This is a genomic window from Streptomyces sp. NPDC031121, from assembly GCF_055570615.1.
This window is the reverse complement of the sequence record NZ_JBVIGV010000008.1, coordinates 367,708-388,041: the sequence shown is the minus strand read 5'-3', so window position 1 is coordinate 388,041 and position 20,334 is coordinate 367,708. Positions and strand designations below refer to the sequence as shown.

The 20,334-nt window shown below is 72.4% G+C and carries 18 protein-coding genes and 1 tRNA gene; 12 read left to right on the top strand and 7 right to left on the bottom strand.

The features are described from left to right. Positions 1–224 precede the first annotated feature (224 nt). A complete protein-coding gene (locus ACZ462_RS17790) occupies positions 225–773 on the top strand; it encodes a YwqJ-related putative deaminase (RefSeq protein WP_467809301.1) in 549 nt (182 codons plus the stop codon). An 11-nt stretch (positions 774–784) separates the two neighbouring features. Next, positions 785–1,297 (top strand): SUKH-3 domain-containing protein, encoded by a 513-nt coding sequence (locus ACZ462_RS17785; protein ID WP_467809299.1) that lies wholly within the window; start codon positions 785–787, stop codon positions 1,295–1,297. A gap of 99 nt (positions 1,298–1,396) precedes the next feature. Here ACZ462_RS17785 and ACZ462_RS17780 read toward each other — a convergent pair whose 3' ends face one another. Beyond that, positions 1,397–2,674 carry a sensor histidine kinase gene (locus ACZ462_RS17780; protein WP_467809298.1) on the bottom strand — a complete coding sequence of 426 codons (1,278 nt, stop codon included), beginning with the start codon at positions 2,672–2,674 and terminating at the stop codon, positions 1,397–1,399. A 131-nt stretch (positions 2,675–2,805) separates the two neighbouring features. Here ACZ462_RS17780 and ACZ462_RS17775 point away from each other — a divergent pair, with 131 nt between their 5' ends. From ACZ462_RS17775 to ACZ462_RS17745, 7 genes are all read left to right on the top strand, one after another. Beyond that, entirely contained in the window at positions 2,806–3,711 is a 906-nt protein-coding gene (locus tag ACZ462_RS17775; RefSeq protein ID WP_467809297.1) for a hypothetical protein, read from the top strand. Positions 3,712–3,717: 6 nt separating this feature from the next. Further along, a tRNA-Gln gene (locus ACZ462_RS17770) sits at positions 3,718–3,791 on the top strand. A gap of 106 nt (positions 3,792–3,897) precedes the next feature. Continuing rightward, on the top strand, positions 3,898–5,343 hold the full coding sequence (gene glmU / locus ACZ462_RS17765; RefSeq protein WP_467809296.1) for a bifunctional UDP-N-acetylglucosamine diphosphorylase/glucosamine-1-phosphate N-acetyltransferase GlmU: 1,446 nt from the start codon (positions 3,898–3,900) through the stop codon (positions 5,341–5,343). Positions 5,344–5,489: 146 nt separating this feature from the next. After that, entirely contained in the window at positions 5,490–6,467 is a 978-nt protein-coding gene (locus ACZ462_RS17760) for a ribose-phosphate diphosphokinase (protein WP_467809294.1), read from the top strand. 215 nt (positions 6,468–6,682) lie between these two features. Beyond that, positions 6,683–7,270, top strand: a complete 588-nt coding sequence (locus ACZ462_RS17755; protein WP_467809293.1) for a 50S ribosomal protein L25/general stress protein Ctc — start codon at positions 6,683–6,685, stop codon at positions 7,268–7,270. A gap of 94 nt (positions 7,271–7,364) precedes the next feature. After that, positions 7,365–7,955, top strand: a complete 591-nt coding sequence (pth, locus tag ACZ462_RS17750) for an aminoacyl-tRNA hydrolase (RefSeq protein WP_467809292.1) — start codon at positions 7,365–7,367, stop codon at positions 7,953–7,955. Positions 7,956–8,154: 199 nt separating this feature from the next. Beyond that, positions 8,155–8,907: an LPXTG cell wall anchor domain-containing protein gene (locus ACZ462_RS17745; RefSeq protein ID WP_467809291.1), complete on the top strand. Its 753-nt coding sequence runs from the start codon at positions 8,155–8,157 to the stop codon at positions 8,905–8,907. Between the two features lie 113 nt (positions 8,908–9,020). Here ACZ462_RS17745 and ppc read toward each other — a convergent pair whose 3' ends face one another. Continuing rightward, entirely contained in the window at positions 9,021–11,702 is a 2,682-nt protein-coding gene (ppc, locus tag ACZ462_RS17740; RefSeq protein WP_467809305.1) for a phosphoenolpyruvate carboxylase, read from the bottom strand. 457 nt (positions 11,703–12,159) lie between these two features. Here ppc and ACZ462_RS17735 point away from each other — a divergent pair, with 457 nt between their 5' ends. Then, positions 12,160–13,143, top strand: a complete 984-nt coding sequence (locus ACZ462_RS17735) for an acyl-CoA desaturase (protein WP_467809290.1) — start codon at positions 12,160–12,162, stop codon at positions 13,141–13,143. Further along, positions 13,140–13,814 (top strand): TetR/AcrR family transcriptional regulator, encoded by a 675-nt coding sequence (locus ACZ462_RS17730; RefSeq protein ID WP_114057854.1) that lies wholly within the window; start codon positions 13,140–13,142, stop codon positions 13,812–13,814. Before ACZ462_RS17735 ends, ACZ462_RS17730 begins: the two co-directional genes overlap by 4 nt. An 88-nt stretch (positions 13,815–13,902) precedes the next feature. Here ACZ462_RS17730 and ACZ462_RS17725 read toward each other — a convergent pair whose 3' ends face one another. Further along, a complete protein-coding gene (locus ACZ462_RS17725; RefSeq protein WP_467809289.1) occupies positions 13,903–14,772 on the bottom strand; it encodes a trans-aconitate 2-methyltransferase in 870 nt (289 codons plus the stop codon). A gap of 174 nt (positions 14,773–14,946) precedes the next feature. On the opposite strand from ACZ462_RS17725, the gene ACZ462_RS17720 reads away from it, so the two are divergent. Then, positions 14,947–15,441: a MarR family winged helix-turn-helix transcriptional regulator gene (locus ACZ462_RS17720; protein WP_467809288.1), complete on the top strand. Its 495-nt coding sequence runs from the start codon at positions 14,947–14,949 to the stop codon at positions 15,439–15,441. Here the strand turns inward: ACZ462_RS17720 and ACZ462_RS17715 are convergent. The 4 genes from ACZ462_RS17715 to ACZ462_RS17700 all read right to left on the bottom strand — a co-directional run bounded on the left by ACZ462_RS17715 (position 15,403) and on the right by ACZ462_RS17700 (position 20,318). Next, positions 15,403–16,170 (bottom strand): LuxR C-terminal-related transcriptional regulator, encoded by a 768-nt coding sequence (locus ACZ462_RS17715; protein WP_467809287.1) that lies wholly within the window; start codon positions 16,168–16,170, stop codon positions 15,403–15,405. The genes ACZ462_RS17720 and ACZ462_RS17715 overlap by 39 nt on opposite strands. A gap of 518 nt (positions 16,171–16,688) precedes the next feature. Continuing rightward, a complete protein-coding gene (galE, locus tag ACZ462_RS17710; RefSeq protein WP_467809286.1) occupies positions 16,689–17,651 on the bottom strand; it encodes a UDP-glucose 4-epimerase GalE in 963 nt (320 codons plus the stop codon). Positions 17,652–17,722: 71 nt separating this feature from the next. Next, a complete protein-coding gene (locus ACZ462_RS17705) occupies positions 17,723–18,421 on the bottom strand; it encodes a response regulator transcription factor (RefSeq protein WP_467809285.1) in 699 nt (232 codons plus the stop codon). A gap of 133 nt (positions 18,422–18,554) precedes the next feature. Beyond that, positions 18,555–20,318 (bottom strand): outer membrane protein assembly factor BamB family protein, encoded by a 1,764-nt coding sequence (locus tag ACZ462_RS17700; protein WP_467809284.1) that lies wholly within the window; start codon positions 20,316–20,318, stop codon positions 18,555–18,557. Between the last annotated feature and the right edge of the window lie 16 nt (positions 20,319–20,334).

Genomic DNA, 20,334 nt, shown 5'->3' with positions numbered 1-20,334 from the left:
TGCTGGATCTGGCTGGTTCACCACAGCCTATGCGGTGGGGCAAGACCGGCCCCGCCCCCGACCGGTCCGTCCCACCCACCCCCGCCATGACCGCAAACATCCGAATTGATACGAATATTCGACCCAGGTTCCACACCCCGGACGACATTTGACAGGCTGTCCCGCAAGCACGGGGGCGTGCGCACCAGCGGCCACCACCGCAGCCACGGGAGGGAAGACGCGACATGCAGAACACAGCGGCACGCACACAAGCCACGGCGGACACCGGCCCGGGAGCCCCCGGCCCCACCGGAGACCCCCGCCTGCGCTGGAGCGCCGCCGACCGCGCCGCAGTACCCGTACCGCGCTTCCGCCGCGACGGCATCCTGCCCACCGTCGCCGCCGCCCTCTCCGTACGCGGCGAAATCCTCACCAGCACCGCCGGCAAGGCCGACCAGCCACCCGCACTCCACCCGCTCGTCCAGGACTTCCTCGACACCCTCACCAGCGGCCAGCGCGAACGCTTCACCGGCCGCTGCCCCGAAGCCATCCTCCTCTCCCGGCACCTCACCGCCACCGAAGGCGCCCGCAGCAAACGCGCCTCACGCAAACCCCTCACCGCCAACGAGGCCCGCCGCTCCCTCAGGAACTCCAAGGTCACCGCACGCCGCATCCGCGAGGACGGCGACCCCCTCCACGGCACCTACGCACCTCCCTGCCGCTCCTGCGAGGCCCTCCTCGCCCACTTCGGCGTACGCCACGTCGACCTCACCCCCGCGTCAGAGAAGGCCTGAACCCCACCACCATGACCACCCCCTCCGCCTCCTACGACCGCTCCTCCGCCACCCGCTTCCCCACCGCCGTCGACCACGCCCTGCGCACCGCCGGCTGGGAGCCCGGCCGCTGGGACATCAAGCAGGCCGAATACTGGGCCGACGCCCTCCGCGACCACACCACCCCCGCCGGACACCGCCACACCGTCTTCCCCGCCGCCGTCGAGGCCTGGGCCGAATTCGGCGGCCTCACCATCACCGCGCCGGGCCCCGGCCGACAAATAGCGCCCGTACCCGTCCGACTCGACCCCCTCACCGGCCTCCACCTCGCCCGCACCTTCGCCGACCTCGGACGCGCCCTGAACACCCGGCTCTGCCCCCTCGGCACCGACTCCGACGGCGACTCCCACCTCGCCATCGACCAGGAAGGCCGCGTCTACGCCATCGACCACACCGGCGACTGGTACCTCGGCCCCCGCATGGACGAAGCCCTCACCCTCCTCCTCACCGGCCTCCAACCCGCCCGCCTCACCCCCGCCCCCTGACCACCCCGGGCAGGCCGCCGCCCCACCCCGCGCCGACCGGCAGCACGGCGGCCCACCCCCACCCCGCGACATCCCCGCGGGCCGCACAGCGGCCCACCCTCACCCCCGCGGCACGCCCGGCAGCACCGCCGACACCCGGAACCCGCCCGCGTCCGTCGCACCGGCCACGAACACCCCGCCGAGCCCGACCACCCGCTCACGCATCCCGACCAGCCCGTTCCCCCCACTCGGCAGCCCCGGCAGAGCCGCATCCGCCACACCCGGACCGTTCTCCACCTGCATCGCCACCTCCCCCTCGCGATGCGCCAGCCGCACCACCACACGCGCGCCCGGAGCATGCTTGTGGCAGTTCGTGAGCGCCTCCTGCACCACCCGGTACGCCGTCTGCTCCACCACCGCCGGATACGCCCCCGCCGCACCCCGCACATCCAGCTCGACGGCCATCCCCGCCGCCAGCGACTGCCCCACCAGCGCCTCCAGCCCCGCCAGCCCCGGCCCGTCCTCCACACCCGGCGACACCGCACCCGCCACCGCCGGCACCCGCTCCACCACCCGCTCCGGCCGCTCCGGCCGCGGCGTCCGCAGCACCCCGAGCATCTCCCGCAGCTCCGTCAGCGCCTGCCGGCCCATGTCCCCCACCAGCGCCGCGTTCTGCGCCGCCTTCACCGGATCCTTCGCCGCCACCGCCTGCAACGCCGCCGCATGCACCACCATCAGCGACACCCGGTGCGCCACCACGTCGTGCATCTCCCGCGCGATGCGCGTCCGCTCCTCCGTACGGGCCCACTCGGCCCGCTCCTCCGCCCGGTCCGCCAGCAGCGACAGCTCCCGCTCCAGCGAATCCGCCCGCTCCTGAAGGCTCTCCATCAGCCGCCGCCGCGCCCCCACGTACATGCCGAGCAGCACCGGCGGCACCGTCAGCCCCACCGCCATGAACAGCGACAGCCCGACCACCAGCGTCCGGCCGACTTCCTCCTCGCCGGCGGTGCGCACGTACGCCACGACGAAGGTGGCGGCGAAGGACATCACGGAGAGCGTCGCGGTGATCCGCCGCGGCACCTCGCAGGCGGCGAGCGTGTACAGCCCGACCAGGCTCAGCAGGAAGCCCATCTCCGCCGGCGTGACGGCGACGGCGACCAGCACCACCGCGATCGGCATCCGCCGCCGCAGCACGACGACGGCCCCGGTCAGCACCCCGAACAGCACCCCGAGCGCCACGGGCACACCGGCGTCACGGGCGAAGACCACCCCCTCCGCGGCACACTCCGCGACCGACACCCCCGCCAGCGACACATCCAGCACGGCGGCCCGCCGCCGGTCCCACCACAGGGGCCCGTCCCGCCCGTCCCCGCCCTGCTCTTCCCCCGAAACGGCCATGCGCCCCACCCTACGCAGCACCCCCAGCACACCGGCGACGGGAATTCCCACGAACCACCGGTATTCGCACGTACGACTGAATCATCCGCCCATCAAGACCTGAATCCCACATTCCGGACGACAGTGAGCGCATGACCCAAACCCGACACGGCCTCGGCGACGACACCGGCGGCCTGCGCAGCGGCACGACCACCTTCGAGGCCCTCCGCGACCAGGCCGTCGCCCTCCGCCGCCAGGGCCTCAGCCGGCGCCAGATCCGCGACCACCTCCACGTCCACAACAACGACATCCTGACCCGCCTCCTCGAAGGCGAGCCCCCGCCCGACTGGACCCGCCGCCCCAACGCCAAGGACGACCTCCGCGCCCGCGCCCGCGAGCTCCGCCTCCAGGGCATGACCTACGACCGGATCCAGCTCGAACTGGGCTGCTCGAAGAGCTCGATCTCCCTCTGGGTCCGCGACCTGCCGAAACCGGACCGGACCCGCACGCGGGAGGAGTCGTCCGAGATCGCCCGGCGGGGCTGGGAGCGGACGCTGGAGATCCGGGAGGAGGCGCGGCAGCAGACGAAGCTGGCGGCGACCGCCGACATCGGCCGCCTGTCGGATCGCGAGCTGTTCCTGGTCGGGGTCGGCCTGTACTGGTCCGAGGGCAGCAAGGACAAGGTGTACCAACGCCGCGAACGGGTGACCTTCATCAACAGCGACCCCGGCATGGTGCGGGTCTACCTGGCCTGGCTCCGCCTGCTGGGCGTGACGGGCGAGCACCTGCGCTTCAGCATCACCATCCACGAGACGGCCGACGCGGCCACGGCGGAGAAGTTCTGGTCAGAGCTTGTCGGGGCCGACCCCGGGGCGCTCCTGAAGACGACGCTGAAGCGCCACAACCCCAAGACGGTGCGCAAGCACACCGGCGACGGCTACCACGGCTGCCTGACCATCCGGGTTCTGCAAAGCGCCGAGTTGTACCGTCGCATCGAGGGCTGGTGGTGCGGCATAGTAGGGGCTGTGTCCGAAGGCGATCACAAAAAACGGACATAAAGGTAATCCCGGGTCGTATAAGGGCAATACGTCAGATTTTGGTTCTGATCATGGGGGTTCGAGTCCTCCCCCGGGAGCCAGGCAGGTTCGGGTCCTGACCGGAAGGTCGGGACCCGCCCTCGTTTACGGCGTCTGGCCCCCCGGTATCCTTCGGGGGTCCACCACCCGAAGCCGAAGGGCACACCCGTGAGCGCCAACCGCCCGGCAGCCGTCGTCGTACTCGCAGCGGGTGAAGGCACCCGCATGAAGTCGGCCACTCCCAAGGTCCTCCACGAGATCTGCGGGCGGTCGCTCGTCGGACACGTCGTCGCCGCCGCGCGCGAGCTGGACCCCGAGCACCTCGTGGTCGTCGTCGGCCACGCCCGCGAGCAGGTCGCGGCGCACCTCGCCGAGATCGACGCGGACGTCCGCACCGCGGTCCAGTACGAGCAGAACGGCACCGGCCACGCGGTCCGCATGGCGCTGGAGGAGCTGGGCGGGTCCGTCGAGGGGACCGTCGTCGTGGTGTGCGGTGACACGCCGCTGCTGACCGGTGGGACGCTCGGCGCCCTGGTCGCGACGCACGCCGCCGACGGCAACGCCGTGACCGTGCTGACCGCGGAGGTCCCGGACTCCACCGGGTACGGCCGCATCGTGCGCGACGCGGGAGGCGCGGTCACCGCGATCGTGGAGCACAAGGACGCGACCGACGCGCAGCGCGCGATCCGGGAGATCAACTCGGGGGTGTTCGCGTTCGACGGCGCCCTGCTGGCCGACGCCTTGGGCAAGGTCCGGACGGACAACAGCCAGGGCGAGGAGTACCTGACGGACGTGCTGGGGATCCTGCGGGAGGCCGGCCACCGGGTGGGGGCGTCGGTGGGCGGCGACCACCGGGAGATCCTCGGCATCAACAACCGCGTGCAGCTGGCGGAGGCGCGGGCGCTGCTGAACGCGCGGCTGCTGGAGCGGGCGATGCTGGCCGGTGTGACGGTGGTGGATCCGGGGAGCACATTCGTCGACGTGTCGGTGACTTTCGGCCAGGACGCTCTGGTGCATCCGGGTACGCAGCTGCTGGGTGCCACGCATGTGGGCGAGGGTGCCGAGGTGGGTCCGAACACGCGGCTGCGGGACACGCGGGTGGGTGCGGGCGCGCGGGTGGACAACACGGTGGCGGAGTCGGCGGTGATCGGCGCGTCGGCGTCGGTGGGTCCGTACGCGTACCTGCGGCCTGGGACGAGCCTGGGTGCGAAGGCGAAGGCCGGTACCTACGTGGAGATGAAGAACGCGACGATCGGCGAGGGCACGAAGGTGCCGCACCTGTCGTACGTGGGCGACGCGACGATCGGGGAGTTCACGAACATCGGTGCGGCGAGCGTGTTCGTGAACTACGACGGTGAGCACAAGCACCACACGGTGGTGGGCTCACATTGCAAGACGGGCTCGGACAACATGTTTGTGGCTCCCGTCACGATCGGGGACGGTGCCTACACCGCTGCGGGGTCGGTGATCACGAAGGACGTGCCGCCGGGTGCGTTGGCCGTGGCGCGGGGCCAGCAGCGGAATATCGAGGGTTGGGTGGCTCGGAAGCGGCCGGGGAGTGCGGCTGCTTCGGCGGCGCAGTCGGCGGCCGGTGAGGGCTCCTCGGGGGCTTGAGGGCCTCTTCCGGGTGAACTGTCCGGAAACAGGTGCGCCGGGGACGGCGTACCGTGATAGGTGCACGCAATTCGGCTGGCTCACCGTGTGCGGGACGGACGCGCACGGGGGCGAGCAGCTTTCAACACGTCTGAGGAGACTGTGCTGTGACCGGGATCAAGACGACCGGCGAGAAGAAGCTGATGCTCTTCTCCGGCCGCGCCCACCCCGAGCTGGCCGAGGAGGTTGCGCACCAGCTGGGCGTCCAGCTCGTGCCGACCAAGGCTTTCGACTTCGCCAACGGTGAGATCTACGTCCGCTTCCAGGAGTCGGCGCGTGGTGCGGACTGCTTCCTGATCCAGAGCCACACGGCTCCGATCAACAAGTGGATCATGGAGCAGCTGATCATGCTGGACGCGCTGAAGCGCGCGTCGGCCCGTTCCATCACGGTGATCATCCCGTCGTACGGGTATGCCCGCCAGGACAAGAAGCACAAGGGCCGCGAGCCGATCTCGGCCCGTCTGGTCGCGGACCTGCTGAAGACGGCGGGTGCGGACCGCATCCTGACGGTGGACCTGCACACGGACCAGATCCAGGGCTTCTTCGACGGCCCGGTCGACCACCTGTCGGCGCTGCCGGTCCTCGCGGACTACGTGGGTGCCAAGGTGGACCGCACCAAGCTGACGATCGTCTCTCCGGACGCGGGCCGCGTGCGGGTCGCCGACCGCTGGTGCGACCGTCTGGATGCGCCGCTGGCGATCGTGCACAAGCGGCGTGACAAGGACGTCGCGAACCAGGTGACGGTCCACGAGGTGGTCGGCGAGGTGAAGGGCCGGGTGTGCGTCCTGGTCGACGACATGATCGACACGGGTGGCACGATCTGCGCGGCCGCCGAGGCGCTGTTCTCGCACGGTGCGGAGGATGTGATCGTGACGGCGACGCACGGCATCCTGTCGGGGCCGGCGGCGGACCGTCTGAAGAACTCGAAGGTGAGCGAGTTCGTGTTCACGAACACGCTGCCGGATCCGTCGGACCTGGAGCTGGACAAGATCACGGTGCTGTCGATCGCGCCGACGATCGCGCGTGCGGTCCGCGAGGTGTTCGAGGACGGTTCGGTGACGAGCCTCTTCGAGGAGCAGCAGTAGGAGCAGGACGGGCCCTCGGGTGCCGGCCGTGGCGGCCGGCGCCTGGGGGTGATCCTTTTGGGTGCGGCCTCCGTGCCGGGTAGACTCTCAGGGTTGCTCGGCGAGGGAGGCCGCACTTTTCGGTGCGGGCGCTCCGTTATCGACGCGCTCTTCGTAGCAGGCCGTTTCGTGGCCGGGTGACCGTTGTCCGTTCCGTCACCCCACGAGGAGTGAACATGTCCGAGGTCAAGCTCTCCGCCGAGCTCCGCACCGTCTTCGGCAAGGGCGCCGCCCGTGCCACCCGCCGCAACAAGCAGATCCCCGCGGTCATCTACGGCCACGGTGAGGCCCCGAAGCACGTGTCGGTCGAGGGCCACGCGCTGACGATGGCGCTGAAGACCCCGAACGTCCTGATCTCCCTGGACATCGCGGGCGACGGCACCGAGCTGGTCATCCCGAAGGCCGTCCAGAAGGACCCGATCAAGCGCACGGTGGACCACGTGGACTTCCTCGCCGTCAAGAAGGGCGAGAAGGTCACGGTCGAGGTCCCGGTCCACACCGAGGGCGACCTGGCCGCCGGCGGCAACCTGCTGGAGCACGTCCTCGCCACCGTGTCGGTCGAGGCCGAGGCCACCCACCTGCCCGAGGCGCTGACCGTGTCGGTCGAGGGCCTGGAGGCCGGCGCGTCCGTCCTGGCGAAGGACGTCACCCTGCCGTCCGGCGTGTCCCTGGTGACGGACGCCGACGCGGTCGTCCTGCAGGTCCTGGCGGCGCAGGCCGAGGAGCCGGCCGCCGAGGCCGAGGGCGAGGGCGCGGAGGCCTGAGCCTCCCCCTTTTCCCGTCGCACCGGTTGCGCACCCGACCGCCGTCCGGCTCCACTGGAGCAGGACGGCGGTCGTCCACGTTGAGGAGCTTGTGATGTCGGACGACGCAGCGCCCTGGCTGATCGTCGGCCTCGGGAATCCCGGGGCGGAGTATGCGGGCAACCGCCACAATGTCGGGTTCATGGTGGTCGACCTGCTGGCCGATCGGATCCGGGGGAAGTTCAAGGCGCACAAGGCGCGGGCGCAGGTGGTGGAGGGGCGTGTCGGCCCTCCCGGGCCGGCGAACCGCCGGGTGGTGCTGGCCAAGCCGATGTCCTTCATGAACCTGTCAGGGGGGCCGGTGACGGCCTTGCGGGACTTCTACAAGGTGCCGGTGGAGCGGATCGTGGCGGTCCACGACGAGTTGGACATCGACTACGGGGCGCTGCGGCTGAAGGTGGGCGGTGGCGACAACGGGCACAACGGGCTGAAGTCGATGACGAAGTCGCTGGGTCCGGACTACCACCGGGTGCGGTGCGGTATCGGGCGGCCGCCGGGCCGGATGCAGGTGGCGGACTTCGTGCTGAAGGACTTCTCCTCGGCGGAGCGCAAGGACCTGGACTGGTTCGTGGACCGGGCCGCGGATGCGGTGGAGTGCCTGGTGACGGAGGGGTTGGAGCGGGCGCAGTCCGCGTACAACTCCTGACCGTTCGGCGGTGTTTGCGGTGGGCGGGGGCCGATGTGTGCGGTCCCTGTCCGCTGATCGTTACTACGGACATAAGGCGTCTGGCGCGCCAACTGCCCGTAAATGCTGACGATTGCCTCTTGACCCGGACGGTCCGCGGTCAGCATGCTGGGCCGCCACCTCCCACGGCACGCTTCCCTCATATGCGCCAGAGGTTTCCATGCTCATATCTTCCAAGCGCTGGGCGGCCGCCGCGGTTCCCGCCGCGGCCTCCCTGCTGCTCGCCGCGGGTGCCGCCCCGGCGTTCGCCGACGGGTCGTACACGATCCCGATCCACCAGAAGCTTCCGCTGACGGCCACGTCCCAGGGCGTGAAGAACGAGAAGAAGTGCGCGGACATCCCGTCCACGCAGGACGGCTGGCACTTCGTGCTGCCCGGGAACTCGACCACGTTCGTGGAGCTGAAGGTGACCTTCGAGCCGGGCGGCGAGAAGACCGTGACGGTCTTCGGCCCGCCGTCGGACAAGCACGCGTACGTGGCGTCCGCGCCGGGTGCCAAGCTGACGGCGGCTTCGGCGAAGGTCACGGGCGGCTCGGTCGAGTGGTTCAACCTCTCGCACACCTGCCCGTCCTCCGCGACGGCGTCGCCGTCGCCGTCGGTGTCGTCCGGCGCGCCGTCCCCGTCGGGCAGCCCGTCGGCGTCGGCGTCGAGCAGCCCGTCGTCGTCGGCGTCGCCGTCCACCAGCGCGTCGTCGTCGGCGTCGCCGTCCGGCACTCCGTCGGGTACGCCGTCCGGGTCCCCGGCGCCGTCCGGCTCCGCGTCTGCTCCGGCCACGGGCGGTACGACGGGCGGCGGTCTGGCGAACACCGGCTCGGACGCCCCGGTCGGCCTGATCGCGGGCATGGCCGCTGCGCTGGTCGGCGCGGGCGCCTTCCTGGTGGTGCGCCGCCGCAGGGCGGGTGCCGAGGGCTGAGGTCCTGGTGAGCCGGGGGCTTGGTGCCCCCGGTGATGCGGCGGGGCCCCCGCACCGTACTCGACGTACTCGGTGCGGGGGCCCCGTTGTGTCCGCGGCGGGCGGGCGGCGGGTCAGCCGGTGTTGCGGAGGCCGGCGGCGACGCCGTTGACGGTGAGGAGGAGGGCCCGGGACAGCAGCGGGTCGGGGGCTTCGCCGCGGGCGGCGGCGGCGCGCTGGCGGGCCAGGAGGGAGACCTGGAGGTAGGAGATGGGGTCGAGGTAGGCGTCGCGGACGGCGAAGGTCTGCTGGAGGACCGGCTGGGAGTCGAGGAGCTTCTCGCCGCCGGTGATGCGCAGGACCTCGCGGACGGTCAGCTCGTGTTCGGCGCGGATGCGGTCGAAGACGTGCTTGAGGTCGTCGGGGACGAGGGTGTCGACGTAGTGGCGGGCGATCCGCAGGTCGGTCTTGGCCAGGGTCATCTCGACGTTGGACAGGAAGTTGCGGAAGAAGTGCCAGCGCTCGCCCATCTCGGTGAGGGCGTCTTCCTGGCCGGCCTCGCGGAGGGCCTTGAGGCCGGAGCCGACGCCGTACCAGCCGGGGACGATCTGCCGGGACTGGGTCCAGCCGAAGACCCAGGGGATGGCGCGGAGGCCGTCGAGGCCGGCTCCGGAGTCGGGGCGGCGGGAGGGCCGGGAGCCGAGGTGGAGGTCGGCGAGCTGGTCGACGGGGGTGGAGGCGAAGAAGTAGGCGGGGAGGTCGGGGTCTTCGACGAGTGCCCGGTAGGCGGCGTGGGCGGCGTCGGAGACGATGTCCATGGCGGCGTCCCAGCGGGCGAGGGCCTCGTCGGACTGCCGGGGGGCGGTGTGCAGGGCGGAGGCCTGCAGGGTGGCCGCGACGGTCAGTTCGAGGTTCTCGCGGGCCAGGGACGGGACGAGGTACTTGTCGGAGATGACCTCGCCCTGCTCGGTGACCTTGATCTCGCCTTCGAGGGTGCCCCAAGGCTGGGCGAGGATCGCGTCGTGGGAGGGGCCGCCGCCGCGGCCGACCGTGCCGCCGCGGCCGTGGAAGAGGCGCAGGCGGACGCCGTGGCGGTGGGCGACGTCGCGCAGGCGGCGCTGGGCGCGGTGGATCTCCCACTGGCTGGTGGTGATGCCGCCGAACTTGGAGGAGTCGGAGTAGCCGAGCATGACCTCCTGGACGTCGCCGCGGAGGGAGACGAGGCGGCGGTAGGAGGGGTCGGCGAGCATGTCGCCGAGGATGACGTCGGCGGCGCGGAGTTCGTCGGTGGTCTCCAGCAGCGGCACGATGCCGATCTTGGCCCAGCCGGCGTGGAGGTCGAGGAGGCCGGCCTCGCGGGCGAGGACGGCGGCGGCGAAGACGTCGTCGGCGCCCTGGCACATGGAGATGATGTAGGACTCGATGACCTCGGGTCCGAACTTCTCGAAGGCGTCCTTGACGGCGAGGAAGACGCCGAGGGTCTTCTGTCCGGCCGCGTCGAGTGGGGCCGGGGTGGGGGCGAGGGGGCGGCGGGAGCGGAGTTCCTTCGCGAGGAGCTTCTGCCGGTACTCGCGGGGCATGTCGGCGTAGCGCCAGGACTCCTCGCCGAGGCGGTCGAAGAGCTGGCCGAGGGCGTGGTGGTGGGCGTCGGCGTGTTCGCGGACGTCCATGGTGGCGAGCTGGAGGCCGAAGGCGGCGAGGGTGCGGATGGTGCGGTCCATGCGGCCGTCGGCGAAGAGGGCGCCGCGGTGCTCGCGCAGGGAGGTCTGGATGAGGGTGAGGTCGGTGAGGAGTTCGGCGGTGCCGAGGTAGTCGCGGCCTTCCTCGTGGGGGGTGCCCTTGGCGAGGCGCTCGCGGGTGTTGAGGAGCTTCTGCCGGATGCAGGTGACCTTGAGGCGGTAGGGCTCTTCGGCGTTGAGGCGCTTGTAGCGGGGGCTGATCTCGGGGAGTCGTTCGAGGTCGGCCTGGAGGGAGGAGAGGAGTTCCTCGGTGGCGCCGGTGTAGCGGATGGAGTTGGAGAGCAGGCCGCGCAGGAAGTCGATGAGTTCCAGGGCGTCGGTGATGCCGTGCTCGTGCTGGAGGATCAGGACGTCGCGGGTGACGTCGGGGGTGACGTTGGGGTTGCCGTCGCGGTCGCCGCCGATCCAGGTGCCGAAGGTGAGGGGGCGGGTGCCGGGGGGCAGTTCGACGCCGACGCGCTGGAGTTCGGCGGCGAGGTCCTCCAGGACGTCGCCGACGGCGCCGGCGTGGAGCTCGTCGAGGTAGTAGATGGCGTTGCGGGCCTCGTCGGCGGGTTCGGGGCGGACGACGCGGAGTTCGTCGGTCTGCCAGACGAGGTCGATGTTCTCGGCGAGGCGGAGGTCCTGGCGGCGGCGGTCGCCGGCGCCGGTGGCGGGCTCCTCCAGGAGGGCCGCGATGCGGCGCAGCTTGTTGAGGACGCTGCGGCGGGCGGCCTCGGTGGGGTGTGCGGTGAAGACGGGGCGGACGTTGAGGTTGCGGACCGTCTCGCGGAGGTGGTCGGGGTCGGCGTCCTTGAGCATGTCGGCCGTGCGGGCCAGGAGGCCGCCTTCGGCTGCGCGGTGGGCGCGCAGTTCGCGGCCGCGGTGCACCTGCTCGGTGACGTTCGCCAGGTGGAAGTAGGTGGAGAAGGCGCGTACGAGCTTGGCGGCGGTCTCCAGGTCGGTGTCGCCGAGGAGGGCGGCGGCGGCCTCTCCGTCGGTGCGGGTGAGGGCGCGGACGCGCTCGACGAGGTCGAGGAGTTCCCGGCCCTCCTGGCGGACGAGGGTTTCGCCGAGGAGGTCGCCGAGGCGGCGGATGTCCGCGCGGAGTTCCGCGTTGGCGGCGGCGACGGAGGTGGACGGGGCCCGGCCCGGGGCGGGGGCGGAGGAGGCCTGGTCGGCACTGCTCACGGGTGCGGCTCCTTGCAGTGGTCGAGCGCTACGGGGAGGTGGGCTCCGGCGTGCGCGCGGGGTGACCGTCCCGGACGCGCGTCCGAGGGGTACCGCCGTCCTGGTGCGCAGCTCGGCTGCCCGTGCGGACCGCGCTGTCCGACGACACCAGGATAGGTGTCCGGGCCTCGTGCCTCGGTAAACGTCTCATCAGGCGGGCGGGGCGGCGCGGCGTGCCGGCCGGGGGCGTGTCGCGGGTGGCTCGGCGGGTAGGCGCGGTCGACCGCGGCTCCCCTTGTTGCCGGGCCCGGCTTTGCCATACTTACGTTGCCGTAGGTTACGCATCCGTAGGGTGCGGCCTTCTCCTCATCCTCCAGGGGCCACCATGACCACCAGTCCCGATCTCGTCGAGGGCGCCGCGGCGCCTTCCGGTTCCGTCCCACCTCCGTCCGCGACGCTGGGCGGCGAGAGCAAGCGCTCCGTCGAGCAGGTCGCACTTCTGTTCTTCATCGTCGTTCCGTTCGCGGCGCTGCTGGCTGCGGTGCCGCTGGCCTGGGGATGGGGGGTGAGCTGGCTGGACCTGGGGCTGATGGTGTTCATGTACTTCCTGACGTGCCACGGGATCACCATCGGCTTCCACCGCCACTTCACGCACGGGTCCTTCAAGGCGAAGCGGCCGCTGCGGATCGTGCTGGCCGTGCTGGGGTCGATGGCGGTGGAGGGGCCGCTGGTGCGGTGGGTGGCGGACCACCGCAAGCACCACAGGTTCTCGGACCACGAGGGGGACCCGCACTCGCCGTGGCGGTACGGGGAGACGGTGCCGGCGCTGTTGAAGGGCCTGTGCTGGGCCCATATGGGGTGGTTGTTCGACGAGGAGCAGACGGACCAGCGGAAGTACGCCCCGGACCTGGTGAAGGATCCGGTGCTCCGGGGGATCTCGCGGTGGTTCGTGGGGTGGACGGTGCTGTCGCTGGCGCTGCCGCCGCTGGTGGGCGGTCTGGTGACGATGTCGTGGTGGGGGGCGTTCACGGCGTTCTTCTGGGGGTCGCTGGTGCGGGTGGCGCTGCTGCACCATGTGACGTGGTCGATCAACTCGATCTGCCACGCGGTGGGGAAGCGGCCGTTCCGTTCGCGGGACCGGTCGGGGAACGTGTGGTGGCTGGCGGTCCTGTCGTGCGGTGAGTCCTGGCACAACCTGCACCACGCGGACCCGACGTCGGCGCGGCACGGGGTGCTGCGGGGGCAGCTCGACTCCAGTGCGCGGCTGATCCGCTGGTTCGAGCTGGCGGGGTGGGCGACGGACGTGCGGTGGCCGTCCGGGGCGCGGATCGACTCCCGGCGCAGGGAAAACGCGGCGAACCCGGCATGATGGGGGGCGTGGCGATCGACGGCAGCATTTCCAGCAGCGACAAGCCCCGGCGGGGCCGCCGGGTCCGGATGACGGGCGCCGAGCGGCGCCAGCAACTGCTGGACATCGGCCGGGCCCTGTTTGCGGAGAAGGGTTTCGAGGGCACGTCGGTGGAGGAGATCGCCGCGAAGGCGGGGGTGTCCAAGCCGGTGGTGTACGAGCACTTCGGCGGCAAGGAGGGCCTGTACGCGGTCGTCGTGGACCGGGAGATGCGCCAGTTGCTGGACATGGTGACGGGGGCGCTGACCGCGGGGCATCCCCGGGAGCTGCTGGAGCAGGCGGCGTTCGCGCTGCTGGACTACATCGAGACGTATACGGACGGGTTCCGGATCCTGGTGCGGGATTCGCCGGTGGCGCAGTCGACGGGGACGTTCGCGTCGCTGATCAGCGATATCGCCACGCAGGTGGAGGACATCCTGGGTCTGGAGTTCAAGGCGCGGGGGTTCGATCCGAAGCTGGCGCCGCTGTACGCGCAGGCGCTGGTGGGGATGGTCGCGCTGACGGGGCAGTGGTGGCTGGACGTGCGCAAGCCGAAGAAGGCGGAGGTCGCGGCGCACCTGGTGAACCTGGCGTGGCACGGGTTGGACGGTCTGGAGTCCAAGCCGCGGCTGGTGGGCCACCGCAAGAGCTGACGAGGGGGTCCGGGCCCGTGGGCCCGGACGGGGCGCCCCGCCTCCGCGGACTGCCGCGGCGGCGGGGCGTCGTCGTACGCGTGCCGGCTCAGCCTTCCTTGACGGCGACGGCGAAGATCCGCCGGAAGGGGAAGACGGTGCCGCGGGGGCCGGGAGGGTATGCCTCGCGGAGCAGGTCGCGGTATTCGGCGAGGAAGGTCTCGGCTGCTTCGCGGTCGTCGCCGAGGGCGGTCAGGACGGGGCGCAGGGCGGTTCCCTTGACCCAGTCGAGGACGGGGTCGGGGCCGGGCAGCAGCTGGTGGTAGGTGGTCTCCCAGGTGTCGGCGGCGCAGCCGAGTTCGGTGAGGCGGTCGAGGTATTCGGCGGGTTCGAGGACGTGGATGTACCGGGAGCCCTGGCCTGCGAGCCGGCCGCGCCAGCGGGGGCTGTCGCAGAGCGCGGCGAGGAGGGCGTGGCTGGGGGCGGTGTGGTTGCCGGGGACCTGGAAGGCGAAGGTGCCGCCGGGGCGCAGGGCGGCGGTCCAGGCGGCGAAGGAGCCGGGGTGGGCGGGGACCCATTGGAGGGCGGCGTTGGAGGTGATCAGGTCGTAGGTGTCGTCGGGGAGCCAGTCGGCGATGTCGGCGCGGCGGAAGTCGAGGGTGCCGCCGCCGGGGGTGGGGCCGGCGTGGTCGGCTTGGGCGCGGCGGAGCATGTCGGGTGAGAGGTCGAAGCCGGTGATGCGGGCGTCCGGCCAGCGGTCGGCGAGGAGGGCGGTGACGTTGCCGGGGCCGCAGCCGAGGTCGGCGATGCGGGCGGGGCGGCCGGGGCGCGCGGGGAGTTCGGGTATGCGGGCCAGGAGGTCGAGAAAGGGTCGGGTGCGGTGTCCTGAGTGGCGCAGGTACTGCTGGGGGTCCCATCCGGGGGCGGGGGGTGGGGCGGCCGTGCGGATCCGTGCAGCGGGGTCGACGTCGGAATGCATGTTCGAGCCTCCTTGCTGGGTGCGCGGGCGGAAGCGGAAGCGCCTCGGCCCCCTCCATGCCCAGCACCGCCCGGGATATATCTCGACATCAAGAATACCGGTATCAAGATCTACCGGTCCGAGACTCTCGCTTTCAAGAGACTTCACATCGACAGACCCCTTACACTGATCGGCATGGAGGACGAGGTCGACCGACTGGTCGCGGCATGGCGTCGGGAGCGCCCTGACCTCGACGTGGAACCGCTCGAAGTGCTGAGCCGCGTCAGCAGGCTCGCCCGCCACCTCGACCGCGCCCGCAGGCTGGCCTTCTCCGAGCACGGCCTGGAGCCCTGGGAGTTCGACGTCCTCACGTCGCTGCGGCGCGCCGGCGCCCCCTACCAGCTCTCGCCGGGCCAGCTCCTGACCCAGACCCTGGTCACCTCGGGCACCATGACGAACCGCATCGACCGGCTCGCCAAGAAGGGCCTCGTCGAGCGCCTGCCCGACCCCAGCGACCGGCGCGGCGTCCTGGTTCGCCTCACCCCCGAGGGCCGCGACCGCGCCGACGAGGCCCTCGCGGGGCTGCTCGCCCAGGAGCGGGCGATCCTGGCCCGCCTCTCGCAGGCCCAGCGCGCCGACCTGGCGGCCCTGCTACGCCAGTTGACCGCTCCGTTCGACAACATCCCCTAGGTCGGCGGGCCGCACCCCCGCCCGCCGGGCCAGCGCCACGGCGGCCAGCGTGGAGTGCACGCCGAGCTTGCCCAGCACGTTCTGCATGTGCGTGCGGACGGTGTGCGGGGACAGGAACAGCCGGGCCGCGACGTCCTTGCGGCCCAGCCCGGCCACCATGCAGCGCAGCACCTCGTGCTCGCGCGGCGTGAGGGACTCCACGAGCCGCTCGCTGTCGCTGCGGTGCTTGCGCGCGGCCGTCAGCTCCCGCAGCACCCCCGTCAGCAGCGCGGGCGGCAGGTGCGTCTCCTCCCGCAGGACGCCCCGTACGACGGCCAGCAGCCGGGAGAGCGAGCAGTCCTTCGCCACCCAGCCCGACGCCCCCGCCTGGAGGGCGAACGCGGCCCGGCGCGGGTCGTCGCGCTCGGCGAGGACGACGGTGCGCACGGCCGGGTGCGCCGCCCGCACGCCCGCGACGAGGGCGATCCCGTCCGCCGCGTGCGGGGGCTGCCCCGCGGCGGAGCCGCCCTCGCGCGGGGCGGGCACGCCGCCGGCGGCGCCGAGGTCGGCGTCGACCAGGAGCACGTCGAACCGGCGCCCCTCCGCGACGGAGCGCTCCAGGCAGCGCAGGGCGGCCGGTCCGCTGCCGGCGGCGGACACGTCGACATCGGGCTCGGCGGCGAGTGCCGCGGCGAGCGATTCGGCGAAGATGCGGTGGTCGTCGACCACGAGAACTCGGATGCGAACCACAAAACCCCCAAGGGTCGGGGAACGGACGACGGCGGGTACGGCGCCAGGACCCGGTGGACCGCGGGCGCCGCGGCCGCCGCCGAGACACCTCTGCATTACCCCGGACCGGACGCCGTACCCGGCGCGTCTCGACCCCTGAATCAACACCGGCCCCCACCGGCGTCACGCATCAGCGTAGAGCGGGCGGGCGGGCGCAGTTGGCCGAATAGCAGAAGTTTTCCGAGCGATTTCCGAAGGGCGCCGCCTCGAACCGGGCCCGCCGTGGCGGGAATTCGCCCGTCGCGGGACCGGGCCGCAGCCGTCCGCCGGGGACGTGCCGCGGGCAGGTGCGCGGGGGGCATGTCACCCGGCGCGCGTGCGCCGGGCGCCCGCGCACCGCGCCGCCGCACGGCGCCCCGCCGCCCGTACGCGCTCCCCCGGCGCCGCCCCGCCCGCCCGCCCCCGGCCGTGCGCCGGACGCGCCGCGCCCCCGGCACCGCGAGGGGGTGCCGGGGGCGCGGGAGGCGCGGCGGGTGCGGTCAGGCGCCGCGCAGGGCGCGCGTGAACTCCCAGGCGTCCGCGATGATTCCGGCGAGGTCCGGCCGGGACGGCGTCCAGCCGAGCCGGGTGCGGGCGTTCTCCGCGGACGCGACGAGGACGGCCGGGTCGCCGGCCCGGCGCGGCGCGAGGACCTCCGGGATGTCCTTGCCGGTGACCTTGCGGACGGCTTCGACGACCTCGCGGACGGAGAAGCCGTTGCCGTTGCCCAGGTTGCAGATCAGGTGCTCGCCGGGGACGGCGGCGCCGAGCGCGGCGAGGTGGGCCTCCGCCAGGTCGGCGACGTGGATGTAGTCGCGCACGCAGGTGCCGTCCGCAGTGGGGTAGTCCTCGCCGAACACCGAGATCGCCTCCCGCTCGCCCAGCGCCACCTGGAGCACCAGCGGGATGAGGTGGGTCTCGGGGTCGTGGCGCTCGCCGAACTCCTTGTACGCGCCCGCGACGTTGAAGTAGCGCAGCGAGACCGCCGCGACGCCGTGGGCCGCGCACTCGCCGGTGATCATGTGGTCGACGGCGAGCTTGGTGGCGCCGTAGGGGTTGGTCGGCTTGGTCGGGGACTCCTCGGTGAGCAGCGGCTCGGTCGGCTCGCCGTAGGTGGCGGCGGTCGAGGAGAAGACGAGCTTGCGCACGCCGGCGCCGCGCATGGCCGCGAGCAGGGCGAGGGAGCCGCCGACGTTGTTCTCCCAGTACTTGCCCGGGTTCGAGACGGACTCGCCGACCTGGGAGGAGGCCGCGAAGTGCAGTACCGCCTCGTAGGAGGGGTCCAGGTACCGGGCGGCGTCCTGGATGCGGCCCTCGATGAACGCGGCGCCGGCCGGGACGCCCTCGCGGAAGCCGGTGGAGAGGTCGTCGAGGACGGTCACCTCGTGGCCCGCCTCCAGCAGGTGGGCCGCGACGACGCTGCCGACGTAACCGGCACCGCCGGTGACCAGGTACTTACTCACTCGCCTACTACCTCTCGCGGGGGAACGCACGCGCGGTGCGTGCTCGTGCTGCCGCCCTCTGGCTTACCGGATTACGGCCGTCCGGGGAAATCGGGGCCCTGGCCGGGCAGTGCCGCCCGCTCCAGCAGGCCGGTCCTGGCGGCGAGCGCGGCCGCCTCCAGCCGTGAGCCGACGCCGAGTTTCATCAGCACCCGCTGGACGTGGGTGCGGGCGGTGCTCGGGGCGATCTCCATGCCGGCGGCGATGAGCCGGGTGTCCTCGCCCTCCGCGACCCGCACCAGCACCTCGATCTCGCGGGGTGTGAGCAGCCGCAGCAGCCGGCTGCCCTCGTCGTCGGGCGGGACGGCCGGGTCGAGCAGCTCCGCGAACGCGCCCTGGAGGAGCTGCGGGGAGATCGCGGGCTCGCCGGCCCGGGCCTTGGCCAGGGCCCGCTCGACGCCCTCGATGCGCTCGTCGTGGCGGACGTACCCGCAGGCGCCGGCGGCGAAGGCGGCGGCGATGCCGCGCGGGCTGGGCACCGGCCCGAGCACCACCACCGCGATCTGCGGGCGCTCCCGCCTGATGCGGGCGACGGGATCGAAGACGCCGGGCTCGGCCGGGGACGCCGTCCCCAGCAGGCAGACCTCCGGCGCCCGGCTGATGACGAGTTCGGCCGCGCCGGCGGCCGGCGCCGCGGCCGCGAGCACCCGGTGCCCGCGCAGCTTCAGGGCCGAGGCGAGCGCCTCGGCCAGCAGCCGGTGCTCGTCGACCACCATGACCCGTACGCCCATCGGGCTCCCGCCCCCTCCCCTTATGCCCCGGCAAGCTACACGCTTGTTCGACGGCGCGCGGCGGTTACCGCGCGAAAGCCCCCGGAAAGGCGGACCTTCCGGGGGCTTCGTGCGGCCGCGGGAGCGGCCGGGGTCAGCTCGCCGTGTACGAGACGAAGAGGTAGTCCGGGTCGCCGCCCGAGATGGAGCTCTTCCGGGCGCTGGTGCGGGACATGAAGAGCTTGCCGTTGTGGTAGCGGAACTCGGAGAACTCCGGGGAGAAGGCGATCTCGGCCTTCTTGGCGGCCCGGTCGCCGGGCGTCTCCATCAGGAGGGTCTGCTTCATCGTCGTGCCGTCGACGGAGACGACCTGGCCGCCCTTGTCGTAGGGGCCGGACTTGTAGGCGATGATGTTCGACCCGTCCATGCGGAGCGGGTACATGGTGTAGCGCTCGCCGGCGTCGGAGCGGTCGGTGGTCTGCTTTCCGGTCTCCAGCTCGAAGGAGAGCAGCTCGTTGGTGCGGCCGGACTCCTGGCCCTGGTGCTCGATCGAGGGCAGGTAGACCTTGCCGTTGCCGACGACGATGTTGGAGCACATCTCGACCTCGGTGCTGCGGCACTTGCCGCCGAAGTTGCCGGAGGCCAGCGAGATGCGCGACTTCAGCTCGCCCTTGGGGTCGACGACGAAGAGGTCGCTGATGCCGGTGGCGTTCTTGGCGGTCTTGCCGACGTCGGCGGCGACGACGAGGGGCTTCGTGGAGATGATCGAGGCCCACTCGATGCCCTCGGAGAGCTTGTACGAGGACGTGGGCGCGCCGGTGGCCGGGTCCAGGGTCTGGGCCTGGAGGGTCTGGTTCGGGTGGCGGCCGCACTTGCGGATGACGGCGAGGGCCTCGCCGCCCGCGTAGCCGGAGTCGTAGCAGCCCTCGGCGTCGGCCTTGGGGGTCCACAGGGACTTGCCGTCGGCGAGGTTCCAGGCGGCGCCGCCGCTGGTGCCGGCCGCGGCGACGGTGTTGCCGCTGATGGTGACTTCGTCGAAGTTCGCGGGCCGGTCGCCGGTGGCGCTGCCCTTGGCGTTGCCGGACCAGACGAGCTTGCCGGTGGTGAGGTCGAGGACGCCGACCTCGGTGCACGGCGGGTACTTGACCTCGGGCGTGGGCTGGCTGGCGCGGAAGAGGAACGCCGTCTTGCTGTCGCTGACGTGCTTGGTGGCGCCGCAGATCTCGCCGGGGACGGGCAGCTCCCACTTCTTGCCGCCGTCGACGAGGTTGTAGCCGACGATCTTGCCGATGTCCGACTTCGCGTACACGCTGTCGGTCAGCCAGGAGCCCTTGACGGAGGTGCTCTCCTCGGGGGTGGGGCTCGGGTGGTTGTAGAGCACCCGGGCCTTGGGGTTGGCGGGCACCTTCTCGGAGCCGGGCGCGCCGGCCGGGGCGGCGCCGGTGCTCGCGCTGGGGCCGGCCTGGGGCTCCCCGTCGTCGCCGCCGCTGCCGGAGGCGTACCACAGGCCGCCGGCCACGATGAGGACGATGGCCAGCGCGGCCGCGCCGACGATCATCAGCTGGGTGCGCTTCTCGCCGCCCGAGGGGCCCTGCGGGCTGCCGTGCAGCGGCTGGGCCGCCTGCATGGGCGCCGTGGGCGCGCCGTACGGGTTCGGGGCGGCCGGGCCGGCGGGGGCGCCCTGCTGCGGATAGCCGTAGCCCTGCTGGGGGTAGCCGTACGCGGGCTGCGCCGGCGCCTGCTGGGGGACGGTCGGCGGCTGCGGCGGTGCCGCGGGGGGCGCGGGCGGCTGCTGCGGGACGGGCGGCTGCATGGCCGGCTGGGTCGGCGGGGGTGCGCCGAAGCCTCCCGGCGGCGGGTCCGTCGGCGCTCCGAAGCCGCCGGAGGGCGGCTGGTTGGGGGGCGGCGGGGTACTCATCGGTTGCTACTGCCTC

What these genes read in the sequence shown, in the direction of transcription:
- ACZ462_RS17790 (WP_467809301.1), top strand. Translation starts at nt 225, where the DNA reads ATGCAGAACACAGCGGCACGCACACAAGCCACGGCGGACACCGGCCCG.
- ACZ462_RS17785 (WP_467809299.1), top strand. Translation starts at nt 785, where the DNA reads ATGACCACCCCCTCCGCCTCCTACGACCGCTCCTCCGCCACCCGCTTC.
- ACZ462_RS17780 (WP_467809298.1), bottom strand. Translation starts at nt 2,674, where the DNA reads ATGGCCGTTTCGGGGGAAGAGCAGGGCGGGGACGGGCGGGACGGGCCC.
- ACZ462_RS17775 (WP_467809297.1), top strand. Translation starts at nt 2,806, where the DNA reads ATGACCCAAACCCGACACGGCCTCGGCGACGACACCGGCGGCCTGCGC.
- ACZ462_RS17755 (WP_467809293.1), top strand. Translation starts at nt 6,683, where the DNA reads ATGTCCGAGGTCAAGCTCTCCGCCGAGCTCCGCACCGTCTTCGGCAAG.
- pth (WP_467809292.1), top strand. Translation starts at nt 7,365, where the DNA reads ATGTCGGACGACGCAGCGCCCTGGCTGATCGTCGGCCTCGGGAATCCC.
- ACZ462_RS17745 (WP_467809291.1), top strand. Translation starts at nt 8,155, where the DNA reads ATGCTCATATCTTCCAAGCGCTGGGCGGCCGCCGCGGTTCCCGCCGCG.
- ACZ462_RS17735 (WP_467809290.1), top strand. Translation starts at nt 12,160, where the DNA reads ATGACCACCAGTCCCGATCTCGTCGAGGGCGCCGCGGCGCCTTCCGGT.
- ACZ462_RS17730 (WP_114057854.1), top strand. Translation starts at nt 13,140, where the DNA reads ATGATGGGGGGCGTGGCGATCGACGGCAGCATTTCCAGCAGCGACAAG.
- ACZ462_RS17725 (WP_467809289.1), bottom strand. Translation starts at nt 14,772, where the DNA reads ATGCATTCCGACGTCGACCCCGCTGCACGGATCCGCACGGCCGCCCCA.
- ACZ462_RS17720 (WP_467809288.1), top strand. Translation starts at nt 14,947, where the DNA reads ATGGAGGACGAGGTCGACCGACTGGTCGCGGCATGGCGTCGGGAGCGC.
- ACZ462_RS17705 (WP_467809285.1), bottom strand. Translation starts at nt 18,421, where the DNA reads ATGGGCGTACGGGTCATGGTGGTCGACGAGCACCGGCTGCTGGCCGAG.
- ACZ462_RS17700 (WP_467809284.1), bottom strand. Translation starts at nt 20,318, where the DNA reads ATGAGTACCCCGCCGCCCCCCAACCAGCCGCCCTCCGGCGGCTTCGGA.